This window comes from Streptomyces sp. NPDC102451, assembly GCF_044765485.1.
In the GTDB taxonomy this organism is placed as follows: Bacteria; Actinomycetota; Actinomycetes; order Streptomycetales; family Streptomycetaceae; genus Streptomyces.
This window is the reverse complement of the sequence record NZ_JBIWKD010000001.1, coordinates 70029-84072: the sequence shown is the minus strand read 5'-3', so window position 1 is coordinate 84072 and position 14044 is coordinate 70029. Positions and strand designations below refer to the sequence as shown.

The following is a 14044-nucleotide window of genomic DNA, read 5'->3' as shown; positions in this document are numbered from 1 at the left end:
AGCATCCGGGACCATCAGCACCCGGTGTTCATCGGCCCTTCACTGCCGGAAGCCGATGGTCGGGACGGCACGGCGCAGGGGCCACGCCCTGCTGGTGGCCGGCAGCAGCTCCTCCAGGAAGGCGTAGCGCTCCAGGGCCGCCGGGTCCTGGTCGGCGCAGGTGCGTACCTGCTGCCACCAGCCGGCGATCTCCGCCCATCCGGGTGCGGACAGCGATCCGCCGAACTCCTGCACGGACAGGGCGGCCGTCAGCCCGGCGAAGGCGAGGCGGTCGGCCAGCGGCCAGCCGGCCAGCGTCCCGGTGACGAACCCGGCGACGAAGACGTCCCCCGCCCCGGTGGGGTCCAGGGCCTCCACCGCGATGGCGGGCACCTCGGCGGCCGTCCCGGTCGTCCGGTCGACCGCGTACGCCCCCTCCGCCCCCAGGGTGACCACGGCGAGGGGGACCCGCTCGGCCAGGGCGTGGGCGGCGGCGCGCGGGCAGTCCGTGCGGGTGTAGCGCATGGCCTCCTCGGCGTTGGGCAGGAAGGCCAGGCAGTGCCCGAGGTCGGGCAGGGCGTCCAGGTCCCAGCGGCCGGTCTCGTCCCAGCCGACGTCGGCGAAGACCATCGCACCGTTCCGGGCGGCCCCGGCCACCCAGGGCTCGCTGCGGCCGGGGGTCAGTGAGGCGACGGCTGCGCGGGCGCGCGGCGGGCAGTCCGGGAAGGTGCGGCCGGGTGCAGGCGGGACGGCGGGGGCCGGTGCCTCGTGGCCGTGCGAGACCATCGTGCGCTCGCCCTCGTACGCCATGGAGACGGTGACGGGCGAGTGCCAGCCGGGGACCGTGCGCGACATGGACAGGTCGATGCCCTCACCCCGTTCGAGGGCGTCCCAGCAGTACTCGCCGTAGTGGTCGTCGCCGAACGCGGCGGCCAGCGAGGTGCGCAGGCCGAGCCGCGCGAGGGCGGTGGCCATGTTGGCGACGCCTCCGGGGCTCGATCCCATCCCCCGGGCCCAGGACTCCGTCCCGCGCACCGGTGCGCTGTCCAGCCCGGTGAAGATGATGTCGAGGAAGACCGTCCCGGTCAGGAAGACGTCACAGGCGGGGTCCTGCGGGGCACGCAGCCCGAGCAGCGGGTCGATGCCTGGATCAGCTGTACTCACCGTGCGCTCCCCGGCCGTGGCAGATCTGAACAGTGTGCGGGATGCGGCCAGTGTGCCGGATCCGCCGCGCCTTCCGGAGGGTCCGCGCCGTGGCCCGCACACTCACTCCCACCTGCATAAACATGCGCAGCTACCCGGCTCGATCATGCATAAACCTTAATGTGACCCAGATCACATCGAGCCGACTTTCCGTCGGCTGGGCGCGCTTGATACAAATTGGCCCGCGAGCACCGATCGGGACGACTGACGACGAGTGCCGCTTCTCCCGCTTTCTCGCTCCACCCTCCTCTGCCTCACCCCTGCCTTACCCTCCCCTGCCTTCTTCCGCCTCCTCTGGCATGTCTTCAGGAACGCCCATGTCCTCGCGCCCTCGCGCCGCGTGGCCCCTGGTCGCCGTGTTCACCGCCGGTTACCTCGCCGCCTATCTGCTCCCCACCATCGTCGGCCGCCTCAGCACCTACCTGGGCCTGACCTCCGCCCAGGCCGGCCTGGTCGGCAGCGCGCTCCTGCTCAGCTCGGCCTCGGCCGGCTTCGCGCTGGCGGGGCGCGTCGAGAGATTCGGGTCGCGGAGACCGGCGCGCGCGGGGCTGCTGCTCGCCGCACTCGGCTACGGCTGCGCGGCGCTGACCACCTCGATGCCGCTGGTGATCGTGGGTGTCGTGGCCGGCGGTTTCGGCTCCGGTACGGCGACCGCCGTCGCGGCGTCCGGCATCGCCGCGCAGCGCGACCCGCACCGGACCTCGTCGCTCGGGCTGCTCAGCGTCTCGGCGACGGCGGGCGCCCTCTACCTGACGATCCCCCACCTGGGCGGCGGCCACCGGCTGCCGTTCGCCTCCATCGCGCTGGTCGCCCTGCTCGTCTGGCCCGCCACCTCCCGGCTGGGCGGCCCCGCGCCGGTCAACGGGACGTCACCCGTGCAGGGGCGGCTGCCGCACCGGCAGTCGGGGCTGGTGCTGGCCGGCGGGATGCTCGTCTGGTCCATGGCGCAGAACGCCCTGTGGGGCGTGAGCAGCCGCATCGGCGCCGAGCAGGTGGGTCTCTCCGAGGTGACCGTCGGCGCGGTGTTCGCCGCCGCGCTGGGAGCGGGACTCCTCGGCGTGATGGGCGCCGGCGTGCTGGGCGCCCGGCTCGGGCGCGCGGTGCCGATCGGCCTCGGGACGATGATCATCGCGGGGAGCATCGTACTCAGCTCCTCGGCCGAGGACCTGGGGTCCTTCGCGACCGGTGAGATCGCGTGGAACACCTTCTACCCGGTGGTCCTGTCGTATCTGATCGGACTGGCGGCCTCCCTGGACGTGCGCGGCCGCTGGGCGGTCCTCGCCGGCTCGGCGGCGTCCGTCGGCACGGCCTGCGGCCCCCTGCTCGGCAGCGTGCTCTCCGAGCAGGCGGGCTACGCCGTGATGGGCCTGATCCTGGGGGCCGCCACGCTCCTGGTCGCGGCCCCCGTCACCGCGGTGGCGCTGCACACCGGCGGCCGGCCGCTGGTGCCCGGTTCCGTACGGCGCAGGGGCGGCGCCCCGGCCGCGCTGCTCGCCGCCACGACCAACAGCCTGTCCGGCGCGGTGCCCAAGCTGGGCGCGCCGGAGCAGGCGGTCGCGGAGATCAGCGTGCCCGCGCTGCGGCGCAGGCGGCTGGTGCGGAGCGCGATCCGGACGGCGGGCCCGGACGGAGGTTCCGGTCAGTCGAACGCGTACGCCTCGACCTCGGAGAGGTAGCGCGCCCTGCGCTCCTCGTCGTGGTCGAGGAAGGCCGCCTCGAAGGAGTTACGGGCCAGGGTGCGCAGCTGCTCGCGGTCCAGGCCGAGCGCCTCGTGCACGGCGTGGAAGGTGTCTCCGACGTAACCGCCGAAGTAGGCGGGGTCGTCGGAGTTCACCGTGCAGAGCAGCCCCGCGTCCATCATGGCCCGCAGCGGGTGCTGTTCCAGGACGTCGATGGCGCGCAGCCGTACGTTGGAGAGCGGGCAGAGCGTCAGCGGGATCCGCTCGGAGACCAGCCGGTCCACCAGCTCCGGGTCCTCCATGCAGCGCAGCCCGTGGTCGATCCGTTCGACGCCGAGGACGTCGAGGGCCTCCCGGATGTACTCGGGCGGGCCCTCCTCGCCGGCGTGGGCGACCTTGCGCAGCCCGAGGGCCGTGGCGGCCGCGTACACCTCGCGGAACTTCGCGGGCGGGTGCCCGACCTCCGCGGAGTCGAGGCCCACGGCGCTGATGCGGTGGAGGTACGGCTTCGCGGCCTCCAGGGTCTCCAGTGCCGACTCGGCGGACTTGTCGCGCAGGAAGCACATGATCAGCTGGGTGGAGATGCCGTGCGTCTCCTCGCTGCGGTCGAGCGCCCTGCCGAGTCCCTCGATCACGGTGCCGATCGGCACGCCGCGGTCGGTGTGGGCCTGCGGGTCGAAGAAGATCTCCGCGTGCCGGACGCCCTGGGCGGCGGCGCGGGCGAGGTAGGCGTCGGCCAGTTCGGCGAAGTCCTCCTCGGTGCGCAGCACGGCCATCAGGGCGTAGTACAGGTCGAGGAAGGTCTGCAGGTCCTCGAAGAGGTAGGCCTTGCGGAGCTCTTCGGTGTCCGCGTGGGGCAGTTCGACGCCGTTGCGTGCGGCGAGGGCGAAGGCCAGCTCGGGTTCGAGGGTCCCCTCGATGTGGAGGTGGAGTTCGGCTTTGGGGAGGTGCACGGGGTTCTCGTTACGTGTGGCGGGTGGGTACCGGGACCCTGATCAGGTCCTGGGCGATGGTCAGTTCACCTTCGTAGCCGGCTGCCCTGGCCTGGCGTTCGAAGGCGTCGGGGTCCGTGTAGCGCTGGGAGAAGTGCGTCAGCACGAGGTGCCGTACGCCCGACTCCTTCGCCACCCGGGCCGCCTGTCCTGCGGTGAGGTGGCCGTGGTCGGCGGCGAGCCTGCCGTCCTCGTCGAGGAACGTCGACTCGATGACCAGCATGTCGCATCCCTCGGCGAGCGCGAACGCGCCGTCGCAGAGACGGGTGTCCATGACGAACGCGAAGCGCTGTCCGCGGCGGGTCTCGGAGACCTCTTCCAGCGGGGTGCCGCGCAGGACGCCCTCGCGCTGGATCCGTCCGACGTCGGGCCCGCCGATGCCGTGCTCGGCCAGCTTCGCGGGCAGCATGCGCAGCCGGTCGGGCTCGGTGAGGCGGTAGCCGTAGGACTCGACCGGGTGCGAGAGCCGGTGGCTGTCCAGGGTGTACGAGCCGGTGGTGGCCAGGACGCCGTCGGCGGCGACCGGGGCCTCGGTCAGCTCGACGGACTCGCGGTAGGCGGTCGAGTACCGGAGCCGGTCGAAGAAGTGCTGTCCGCTCGCCGGGAAGTGGGCGGTGACGGGGTGCGGGACCTGGTCGAGGTTGATCCGCTGGATCACGCCCGCCAGGCCGAGCGAGTGGTCGCCGTGGAAGTGCGTGACGCAGATCCGGTGGATGTCGTGAGCGGCGACGCCCGCCCGCAGCATCTGGCGCTGGGTGCCCTCGCCCGGGTCGAAGAGGATGCCCTCCCCGTCCCAGCGCAGCAGGTAGCCGTTGTGGTTGCGGTGACGGGTCGGCACCTGGCTGGCGGTGCCGAGGATCACCAGTTCTCGTACGGACACGGGTGGTTGGCCCTATCCGGGGGGCCACTGCATCCCGCGCCCGCCCAGGACGTGGGCGTGCGCGTGGAAGACGGTCTGCCCGGCGCCCGCGCCGGTGTTGAGGACGATGCGGTAGCCGCTCTCGGTGATCTTCTCGTCGGCGGCGACCAGTCCCGCCTCGCGCAGCACGTCGGCGGCTGCCTGCGGGTCGGCGGCGGCGAGCGCGGCGGCGTCCGGGTAGTGCGCCTTGGGGATGACCAGGACGTGGGTGGGGGCCTGGGGGTTTATGTCGCGGAAGGCGACGGTCGTCCCGCTCTCACGGACGATGGTCGCCGGGATGTCCCCGGTAACGATCTTGCAGAACAGGCAGTCGGTCTGCGGCTCTCCCGCCATGGCCCGGCCTCCTCGGTCGTTCGGTCCTCGTGATCAGTACACCGGCATGCTATCCGGCCGGGGCGGGGAGAGCGGGCCGCCGTCAGCTCCAGCGGCCGGTGCGCCCCATCAGGAGGGCCGCCGCGGCGGTCCCCGCGGTCGAGGTGCGCAGCACACTGGGACCGAGCCGGTACGGGGGCGCCCCCGCCTCGGCGAACGCGGCCAGCTCCTGGGGCGAGACCCCGCCCTCCGGGCCCACGACCAGCACGATCGTTCCGTGGGCGGGGAGTTCGGCGGTGGCGAGCGGCTCGCTGCCACTGTCCCGGTCCTCGTGCAGGACGCCCGCGAAGTCCGCCCCGGCCAGCAGGGCCGCGACCTGCTTGGTCGTCATGACGTCCGCCACCTCGGGGAACCGCACCCGGCGCGACTGCTTCCCCGCCTCGCGCGCGGTGCTCCGCCACTTGGCGAGGGACTTGAGGCCCCGGTCGCCCTTCCACTGCGTGATGCAGCGCGCGGCCTGCCAGGGCACGACCGCGTCGACGCCCGTCTCGGTCATCGTCTCCACGGCGAGCTCGCCCCGGTCGCCCTTGGGCAGCGCCTGGACGACGGTGATGCGGGGCGCGGGCGCCGCCTCCTCGTGGACGCTCCCGAGGACGGTGACCACCAGCCGGTCCTTGCCCTCGGCCGCCCGTACGACGCCCTCCGCCCAGCGGCCCCGTCCGTCGGTGAGGACGAGGTCCTCCCCCGGGTTCAGCCGTTTCACGGAGACGGCGTGCCGTCCCTCGGGGCCGTCCAGGACGAACTCCGGCCCGTCGGGCAGCTGTTCGACGACGAAGACCGGTGCCGTCACCGGGCACTCCTCACACTCACGGCCGCTCGGGCGGCTTCCATCTCTGCGGCGAGCAGGCTCACGAGCTCCCCGGCGGGCAGCTCGCGTGCCATCCGGTGGCCCTGGCCCGCCCACAGGGCCATGCCCTGGGCGTCCCCGGCCTTGGCGGCGGCCCTGCGCAGCCCGCTGGTCAGCTGGTGCACCTGCGGGTAGGCGGCGGGGGCGTACGGCCCGTGCTCCCGTACGAACCGGTTGACCAGGCCGCGCGCGGGGCGGCCGGAGAAGGCCCGGGTCAGGGCCGTGGTCACGAACAGCGGGTTGGTCAGGGCCTGCTTGTGCAGCGGGTGCGCCCCGGACTCGGGGCACGGCAGGAACGCCGTGCCGAGCTGGGCGGCGTCGGCCCCGGCGGCCAGGACGGCCGTGATCTGGGAGCCGCGCATCAGCCCGCCGGCGGCGATGACCGGCAGCTGGACCGACTCGCGGACCTCGGTGATCAGCGGGAGCAGCCCGGTGGCGGCGAGGCCGCCCTGCGGGTCGTCGCGGTGCGTGGACTGGTGGCCGCCCGCCTCGGTGCCCTGGACGCAGAGCGCGTCGGCGCCCGCCCACCGGGCGTTCCGCGCCTCCTGGGGCGAGGTGACCGTGACGACGGTGGACGTGCCGACGGCGGCGAACGCGGCGAGGACCTCGCGGGTGGGGCAGCCGAAGGTGAAGGAGACCAGGGGGACCGGGTCCTCCAGCAGGATCGCGACCTTGGCCTCGTAGCCGTCGTCGCCGCTGGAGTCCGGGTCGCCGAGCGGGGTCTCGTACCAGGCGGCCTCTCCGGCGAGCTGGTTGCTGTAGATCTCGACGGCGCCGGGGTCGGCGACCTGCGGCTGCGGCATGAAGAGGTTCACGCCGAAGGGCCCGCCGGTCAGCCTCCGCACCTGCTCGACCTCGTTGTACATCCCGTCGGCTGTCTTGTAGCCGGCGGCGAGGAAGCCGATCCCGCCGGCCTCGGTGACGGCGGCGGCCAGCTCCGGCCGGGACGCGCCGCCCGCCATCGGGGCCTGCACGATCGGGTACCGGCAGAGATCGGTCAGGGCCAAGGACATGACCGCATCGTGCCACGTCCCGCGGATCGTGCCGAATCAGCCCTTTCACACGGTGGACGGGTCCCCTCGGGCACAGCACCGCCCCACCGGTACGGGACCGGCGGGGCGGGTGCGGTGACAGGGTTCAGCGGCCGTTGAAGGCGTCCTTCAGACGGGAGAAGAGGCCCTGCTGTCCCGGCTGGAACTGACCCGTGGGCCGCTCCTCGCCGCGCAGCTTGGCCAGCTCCCGCAGGAGGCGCTCCTGCTCGGGGTCCATCTTCGTCGGGGTCATGACCTCGACGTGCACGATCAGGTCGCCGCGCCCGCCGCCGCGCAGGTGCGTGATGCCGCGCCCGTGCAGCGGGACCGACTGGCCGGACTGGGTGCCCGGCCTGATGTCGATCTCCTCCAGGCCGTCGAGCGTCTCCAGCGGCACCTGGGTGCCGAGCGCCGCGGCCGTCATCGGGATGGTGACCGTGCAGTGCAGATCGTCGCCGCGCCGCTGGAACACGGCGTGCGGGAGCTCGTGGATCTCGACGTACAGGTCGCCGGCGGGGCCGCCGCCGGGGCCGACCTCGCCCTCGCCCGCGAGCTGGATCCGGGTGCCGTTGTCGACACCGGCGGGGATCTTCACGGTGAGGGTGCGCCGCGAGCGGATGCGTCCGTCACCGGCGCACTCGGGGCACGGGGTCGGCACGACCGTGCCGAAGCCCTGGCACTGCGGGCAGGGCCGCGAGGTCATGACCTGGCCGAGGAACGACCTGGTGACCTGGGAGACCTCGCCGCGGCCGCGGCACATGTCACAGGTCTGCGCGGAGGTGCCGGGTGCGGCGCCCTCGCCACTGCAGGTCGTACAGACGACCGCCGTGTCGACCTGGATGTCCTTGGTGGTGCCGAAGGCCGCCTCGGAGAGGTCGATCTCCAGGCGGATCATCGCGTCCTGGCCGCGCCGGGTGCGCGAGCGGGGCCCGCGCTGCGACGCCGTGCCGAAGAACGCGTCCATGATGTCGCTGAAGTTGCCGAAGCCGCCGGCTCCGAACCCTCCCGCGCCGCCGCCGCCCGACTGGGACAGCGGGTCGCCGCCGAGGTCGTAGACCTGCTTCTTCTGCGGGTCCGACAGCACCTCGTAAGCGGCGTTGATCTCCTTGAACCGCTCCTGGGTCTTCGGATCCGGGTTGACATCCGGGTGCAGCTCGCGGGCGAGCCGACGGAATGCCTTCTTGATCTCGTCCTGAGATGCGTCGCGGCGCACGCCTAGTACGGCGTAGTAGTCCGTGGCCACTTACGAATCCGCCAGGATCTGTCCGACGTAACGTGCCACTGCGCGTACCGCTCCCATCGTTCCGGGGTAGTCCATGCGGGTCGGTCCGACCACGCCGAGTTTGGCGACTGCCTCGTCGCCCGAACCGTAGCCGACCGCGACGACGGACGTGGAGTTGAGGCCCTCGTGGGCGTTCTCGTGCCCGATCCGTACGGTCATGCCTGAGTCCGTCGCCTCACCGAGCAGCTTCAGCAGCACGACCTGCTCCTCCAATGCCTCCAGCACCGGCCGGATCATCACAGGGAAGTCGTGCCCGAAGCGGGTGAGGTTGGAGGTGCCGCCGATGATCAGCCGCTCCTCCGTCTCTTCGACCAGAGTCTCGAGGAGGACGGAGAGCACCGTCGATACGGTTCCCCGGTCCTCGGTCTCGAAGGACTCCGGAAGGTCCTGCACCAGCCGCGGGACGTCCGCGAAGCGTCGTCCCACGACCCGGCTGTTGAGCCGGGCCCGCAGATCGGCCAGTGACGTGTCACCGAACGGTGCAGGACAGTCGATCATACGCTGTTCGACCCGGCCCGTGTCCGTGATCAGGACGAGCATCAGCCGGGCCGGAGCCAGGAGAAGCAGCTCCACGTGCCGGACCGTCGAACGGGTCAGCGAGGGGTACTGCACGACGGCGACCTGCCTGGTCAGCTGCGCGAGCAGCCGGACCGTGCGGCCCACGACGTCGTCGAGGTCGACCGCGCCGTCGAGGAAATTCTGAATGGCCCGGCGCTCCGGCGACGACAGGGGCTTGACGCCCGCCAGCTTGTCGACGAAGAGACGGTAGCCCTTGTCCGTCGGAATGCGCCCCGCACTCGTGTGGGGCTGGGCGATGAAGCCCTCGTCCTCCAGCACCGCCATGTCGTTGCGGACAGTCGCCGGGGAGACCCCGAGGCTGTGCCGCTCCGTGAGCGCCTTGGAGCCGACGGGCTCCTCGGTGCCGACATAGTCCTGGACGATGGCGCGCAGCACTTCGAGTCTGCGTTCGCTGAGCACCGCGCACACCTCCAGCTGTGGTTCTTCGGCGTCTGCCTGGCACTCTGTGCGTTCGAGTGCCAGCATCCCCCCCGGTCAGTGTACGGGGGCGGGGTGGGCCCGGGGCAAGGGCGACCGGCCACGCCGTCGCAGGACCGCGCAGGTCGTTGCCGATAGCGTCGTCGTATGGACGCCTCTTGGGAAGAGTTCGGCTGGGAGCGGTTGGGCAACGGTACGGGACGGCGGCGCCTTCCCGTCTGGGACGCGACCGCCGCGCTGGTGGCCGGGGCGGACGGTGCGCTGCTCTACGACACCGGCGCGACGCTCCGGGAGGGGGTCGAGCTGCGCACCCAGGCCGAGGAGCTGCTGGGCCGCAGGGTGACACATATCGCACTGAGCCATCCGCACTTCGACCATGTGCTGGGCACCGCCGCCTTCTCCGGGGCGGAGGTCTACGGGGCGGTGGGCACGGCGGAACTCCTGGGACGGGGGGCCGCGGAGCTGCGCGCGGACGCGCTGCGGCACGGGATGAGTGAGGCGGACGCCACAGCGTCCACGGACGCCCTGGTGGCCCCGCGGCATCAGGTCAGCGGCGAGTGGACGCTCGATCTCGGCGGCGGGTTTCAGGTGCTGCTGGCCAATGTGGGGCCCGGTCACAGCGGCCACGACCTCGCGGTGCTGGTGCCCGGCTCACCCGTCGTGGTGCTCTGCGGCGATCTGGTCGAGGAGTCCGGGGAGCCGCAGGCGGGCCGGGACGCGGTCCCCTCGCACTGGCCGGCCGCGCTGGACCGGCTGCTGGAGCTCGGCGGCGAGGACGCGCTGTACGTGCCGGGGCACGGGGCGGTGGTGGACGCGGCGTTCGTACGGGCGCAGCGCGATCAACTGGCCGCCCGCTTCGGCGTGTCGTGACGGGGGCGCCCTTGTGAAAGGGGCGCCGATTATCGTCGTGCCATGCGCAGCTACCAGCCGGATCTGACCCCGCCGTGGAAGAAGTCCGCCCCCGCCCCCGAGGTCCCCGCCGAGCCCGATCTGGTCGTCGAGGAGGCCGTCACCGGCTTCTGCGGGGCGGTGATCCGGTGCGAGAGGACGGCCCAGGGGCCCACGGTCACGCTGGAGGACCGCTTCGGCAAGCACCGGGTCTTCCCGATGGAGCCGCGCGGCTTCCTGCTGGAGGGCAGGGTGGTCACCCTGGTGCGCCCGTCCGCCGGCGGCCCCGCCCGGCCCTCGCGTACGGCCTCCGGGTCGGTGGCGGTCCCCGGGGCGCGGGCCCGGGTGGCGCGGGCGGGCCGGATCTATGTGGAGGGCCGGCACGACGCCGAGCTCGTCGAACGGGTCTGGGGCGACGACCTGCGCATCGAGGGCGTGGTGGTGGAGTACCTGGAGGGCGTCGACGACCTTCCGGCGATCGTGCGGGAGTTCGCGCCCGGCCCGGACGCCCGGCTCGGTGTCCTGGTCGACCACCTGGTGCCCGGTTCCAAGGAGTCCCGGATCGCCGCCCAGGTCACCGACGCGCACGTGCTGGTGGTGGGGCACCCGTACATCGACGTGTGGGAGGCCGTGAAGCCGTCGTCCGTGGGCATCCCCGGGTGGCCGGTGGTGCCGCGCGGCCAGGACTGGAAGACGGGCGTGTGCCGGGCGCTGGGCTGGCCGGAGAACACGGGCGCGGCCTGGCAGCACATTCTCTCCAAGGTCGGCTCGTACAAGGACCTGGAGCCACAACTCCTGGGCCGGGTAGAGGAATTGATCGACTTCGTCACTCTTCCTTCCTGATGTCCCCGGGCCGCTGAGGAGGATCCGGTATCGATCCCCCTGATCGCCTGCGCAGCACCCGCACCATCCGTTATTGAGAGACGACGGCAGGGCCGGACGCAGCGGAAGGCACGGGGGCTGATGACGCGCGAAGTGTGGCGGGACAGTGCCAAGAACGAGGCGGCCTCCGCTGTCTTCCACCTCATGCAGGAGCTGATCGACCAGTACCGGGTCAACCGGCCGGTGATGCCTCTGGTGGTGGCGCAGGCGGAGGACGCCTCGGCGGGTCCGGAGATCGACGGCAGGGTCGAGCAGATCGTCCATCAGGTCCACCGGGCGAACCGGCTGCGGCGGGTCCCGGTGAAGCTGCTCGACGGCGTCGGCACCACCCCGTACGAGGCGGCGCTCTCCATGGTCCGCACCCTCACCGAGCGGCCCTGGGAGACCCGGGGCACCTCGCAGTACAAGCCCTTCGTCTTCCCCCGTTCCCGGCTGCTCGCCGCCATCGAGCAGGCCACCGCGACGGTCGTCGCCCAGCCGGACCGGGGCTCCGCCCGGGAGCGCGACGAACGGATCCTGGAACAGCTGGGCAGCCTGCGCTGGCGTGCGAGCCGGTCCGGGCGCAACACCTGGTGGGACTCCCTGCGCGCCTCGGTCCGCCCGGAGACCTTCCTGGGGGCCGTCTTCATCGCGGTGCTCAGCGTGCTGCTGGGCGAGATCGGCTGGGTGCTGACCACCCTGGTCGCCGCCGCGGCCCTGTTCGGGCTGGCGGTCGTACGGCTGATGACGAGGGCGGCGCCGCCGCTGCTGTGGCTGCGCCCGGCCAGCAGGTGGCTCGCCACCACGTCGTCACTGGCCGCGTCGAGCACCGCGTATCCGTCCGACGGCTGGTCGCGTTTCTCCCCGAGCGGTTCGTGGCGGGTGATCCGCGCGCGGGCCGCGGCCGTCGCGGAACGGGTGGCGGACGCGGGGGCGGGCGACGAGCACGCGCGCCAGTTCCATCTGGAGCTGCGGGTCCAGGCGCTGCTGGAGGACCTGCTGGACAGCTACCGCGCGCACGCCCTGGACTGGCGGCGCGGCAAGCGCACCGTCCCGCCGGTGGTGTTCCTGCCCACGGCCACCCAGGACAACGGCGGCGTCCTGCTGATCAACGCCATCAACAACGTGCGCTCCCGGCGCAGCGAGGTGGATCCGCTGCTGCTCCTCGCCTCCCTGCCGGCGGACCGGATCATGCGGCACACCCCGCCGCTGCCTCCGGAGCCGCCCGCGGACGGCGGCTCCGGCTCGGGAGCCCGCGCGCGGTACGAGTCCTGGGTCGAGGACCTGAGCGTCGGCCAGGCCCCGGCGGCGGCCGTGACCCTGGCGTGGGTGCTGCGGCTGCCGCTGCCCACCGAGCAGCTGACCCACGAGCACGCACACGTCCAGCTCGTCACCCATCGGGTCCGGCGCACCTGGGCGTGGTGGGTGATGTCGGGCAGGGCCGTCGCCCTCGTGCTGGTCGGCGCGCTGCTGGGGACGTTCCTGTGGAGCGAGCACTGGAAGGAGACGTACTGCTACGGCCCGCTCGTGGGCCGCAGCACGGACGCGGTCCTGCTGGGCGGCCCCGGGGGTGCCCAGGAGTGCGTCGGGGTGGCGACGGCCTCCCGGGTGCGCTTCGCCGAGGGCAACACCCTGGAGCTGAACGGGGTGGGCGAGGGCGTCACCTTCGAGCGGATCGAGCAGGCGGTACGGGAGCAGAACGCCGGGATCAAGCCGGACGAGCCCCGGGTCACCGTCGTCTACGCGGGCCCGCTCACCGGGACCGACACGAACCGGGAGGACACCCGCAAGGGCCTGGAGGAGCTGACCGGGATCTATCTCCACCAGCGGTTCGTCAACGACACGGCGAATCGTTCCGTCAAGCTCCGGGTCCTCACGGCCAACGGCGGCCAGGACATGCTGCGCCAGACGACGGCGGTCAGGAAGATCATCGAGGTCGCCCGGCGGGACCCCTCCGTCGTCGGCGTGGTGGGCCTGGGCCGCAACACCACGGACAGCGCGGCGGCCACCGGGCTCCTCCAGCGCGCCGGACTGCCCGTGGTGGACACCACGAACTCCGGCAGCGACCTGGCCCGCCTGTACCCGAACTACTTCGGCCTCGCCGCGACCGACGAGGAGCAGGCGGACGCCGTCGGGCTGATCGCCCGGCAGCTGGCGGGCCGGCTGGACCGTCCGCAGGCCGTCGTCCTGTCCAGGAAGGTGGGCAACGAGGACAAGGACCGCTACACCACCGAGCAGCGCAGGGTCGGCCTGCAGATGCTGAAGGAGTCCGGCTTCGCCCTGGCCGCGGACACCCGGTACTCCCTGTCCAAGGACGGCGGCTCCGCCAACCTCGACGCTCCCCTGCACGCGATCTGCGGGGCGGAGCGCGTGCCCGACGCCCTGTACTTCGCCGGCCGGGTCGAGGACGTCAACACGCTGATGTCCGGTCTCGGGCAGACGGCCGGCTGCTCCGACAAGAAGATCACGGTCTTCACCGGCGACGACCTGACCAAGGCGCGCTTCGACGACTCGACGAAGCTCGCGGACAAGGTCACGCTCTACTACGGCGCGCTCGCGCCCATGAGCCAGGGCGGCGGCCGGGCGTTCTACGAGGACTCCCGCAAGGCCCTGCAGTCGCTGCTCCCCGCGGGGCCGCAGCTGCCGGCGCTGCCGAAGGAGCGCCCGTACGAGGACATGATGTACGCCAGCGGCCAGACCGTCATCTCCTACCAGGCGGCGGCGGCCCTCTACGCCGCGGCGACCCGGGGTGACACCCCGCAGAGCGCGGCGGAGACCTGGGCGACGCTCTACTCGGTGGCCCTGCACGACATGCCGACCGGGACCATCACCTTCCGGGGGACGATCCCGTACGCCGACCAGAAGGTGCACGGGCTGAACATCGTCGAGGTCACCCGCCTGGGGCCGGACGCGCAGAGCCGCGTCGTGTGCGGCCGGGCCGCGGGCGACCGCAAGCCGCTCACCCGCGCGGACTGCCGGGTGCCGTAGGGCGCGC

At 72.7% G+C, this 14044-nt stretch carries 12 protein-coding genes; 4 read left to right on the top strand and 8 right to left on the bottom strand.

All coding sequences use genetic code 11. From position 1 onward, the window contains the following. Positions 1-39: 39 nt before the first annotated feature. Positions 40-1143: a carbohydrate kinase family protein gene (locus ACIRD8_RS00340; RefSeq protein ID WP_403984424.1), complete on the bottom strand. Its 1104-nt coding sequence runs from the start codon at positions 1141-1143 to the stop codon at positions 40-42. A 356-nt stretch (positions 1144-1499) separates the two neighbouring features. Between ACIRD8_RS00340 and ACIRD8_RS00335 the strand changes: the two genes are divergently transcribed. Then, positions 1500-2858: an MFS transporter gene (locus ACIRD8_RS00335; RefSeq protein WP_403984422.1), complete on the top strand. Its 1359-nt coding sequence runs from the start codon at positions 1500-1502 to the stop codon at positions 2856-2858. Here the strand turns inward: ACIRD8_RS00335 and ACIRD8_RS00330 are convergent. The 7 genes from ACIRD8_RS00330 to hrcA all read right to left on the bottom strand — a co-directional run bounded on the left by ACIRD8_RS00330 (position 2822) and on the right by hrcA (position 9282). Then, the gene (locus ACIRD8_RS00330; RefSeq protein ID WP_403984420.1) at positions 2822-3814 is read right to left on the bottom strand and encodes an adenosine deaminase; all 993 of its coding nucleotides are present in this window, start codon (positions 3812-3814) and stop codon (positions 2822-2824) included. The genes ACIRD8_RS00335 and ACIRD8_RS00330 overlap by 37 nt on opposite strands. 10 nt (positions 3815-3824) lie before the next feature. After that, positions 3825-4733 carry a ribonuclease Z gene (locus ACIRD8_RS00325; RefSeq protein WP_403984418.1) on the bottom strand — a complete coding sequence of 303 codons (909 nt, stop codon included), beginning with the start codon at positions 4731-4733 and terminating at the stop codon, positions 3825-3827. Positions 4734-4745: 12 nt separating this feature from the next. Continuing rightward, on the bottom strand, positions 4746-5105 hold the full coding sequence (locus tag ACIRD8_RS00320; RefSeq protein ID WP_403984416.1) for a histidine triad nucleotide-binding protein: 360 nt from the start codon (positions 5103-5105) through the stop codon (positions 4746-4748). Between the two features lie 82 nt (positions 5106-5187). After that, positions 5188-5934: a 16S rRNA (uracil(1498)-N(3))-methyltransferase gene (locus tag ACIRD8_RS00315; protein WP_403984415.1), complete on the bottom strand. Its 747-nt coding sequence runs from the start codon at positions 5932-5934 to the stop codon at positions 5188-5190. Next, positions 5931-7004, bottom strand: coding sequence for a nitronate monooxygenase (locus ACIRD8_RS00310; protein ID WP_403984413.1), 1074 nt, complete (start codon positions 7002-7004; stop codon positions 5931-5933). Before ACIRD8_RS00310 ends, ACIRD8_RS00315 begins: the two co-directional genes overlap by 4 nt. 124 nt (positions 7005-7128) lie before the next feature. Next, positions 7129-8265, bottom strand: coding sequence for a molecular chaperone DnaJ (gene dnaJ / locus ACIRD8_RS00305; protein WP_403984411.1), 1137 nt, complete (start codon positions 8263-8265; stop codon positions 7129-7131). Further along, on the bottom strand, positions 8266-9282 hold the full coding sequence (gene hrcA / locus ACIRD8_RS00300) for a heat-inducible transcriptional repressor HrcA (RefSeq protein WP_403985596.1): 1017 nt from the start codon (positions 9280-9282) through the stop codon (positions 8266-8268). 165 nt (positions 9283-9447) lie between these two features. Here hrcA and ACIRD8_RS00295 point away from each other — a divergent pair, with 165 nt between their 5' ends. The 3 genes from ACIRD8_RS00295 to ACIRD8_RS00285 all read left to right on the top strand — a co-directional run bounded on the left by ACIRD8_RS00295 (position 9448) and on the right by ACIRD8_RS00285 (position 14037). Then, on the top strand, positions 9448-10170 hold the full coding sequence (locus tag ACIRD8_RS00295; RefSeq protein ID WP_403984409.1) for an MBL fold metallo-hydrolase: 723 nt from the start codon (positions 9448-9450) through the stop codon (positions 10168-10170). Positions 10171-10212: 42 nt separating this feature from the next. Next, positions 10213-11031 (top strand): DUF3097 domain-containing protein, encoded by an 819-nt coding sequence (locus tag ACIRD8_RS00290; protein WP_403984407.1) that lies wholly within the window; start codon positions 10213-10215, stop codon positions 11029-11031. Between the two features lie 120 nt (positions 11032-11151). Further along, positions 11152-14037, top strand: coding sequence for an ABC transporter substrate-binding protein (locus ACIRD8_RS00285; protein WP_403984405.1), 2886 nt, complete (start codon positions 11152-11154; stop codon positions 14035-14037). The last annotated feature ends 7 nt before the right edge of the window (positions 14038-14044 follow it).

What these genes read in the sequence shown, in the direction of transcription:
- ACIRD8_RS00310 (WP_403984413.1), bottom strand. Translation starts at nt 7,004, where the DNA reads ATGTCCTTGGCCCTGACCGATCTCTGCCGGTACCCGATCGTGCAGGCC.
- ACIRD8_RS00320 (WP_403984416.1), bottom strand. Translation starts at nt 5,105, where the DNA reads ATGGCGGGAGAGCCGCAGACCGACTGCCTGTTCTGCAAGATCGTTACC.
- ACIRD8_RS00295 (WP_403984409.1), top strand. Translation starts at nt 9,448, where the DNA reads ATGGACGCCTCTTGGGAAGAGTTCGGCTGGGAGCGGTTGGGCAACGGT.
- ACIRD8_RS00285 (WP_403984405.1), top strand. Translation starts at nt 11,152, where the DNA reads ATGACGCGCGAAGTGTGGCGGGACAGTGCCAAGAACGAGGCGGCCTCC.
- ACIRD8_RS00290 (WP_403984407.1), top strand. Translation starts at nt 10,213, where the DNA reads ATGCGCAGCTACCAGCCGGATCTGACCCCGCCGTGGAAGAAGTCCGCC.
- ACIRD8_RS00335 (WP_403984422.1), top strand. Translation starts at nt 1,500, where the DNA reads ATGTCCTCGCGCCCTCGCGCCGCGTGGCCCCTGGTCGCCGTGTTCACC.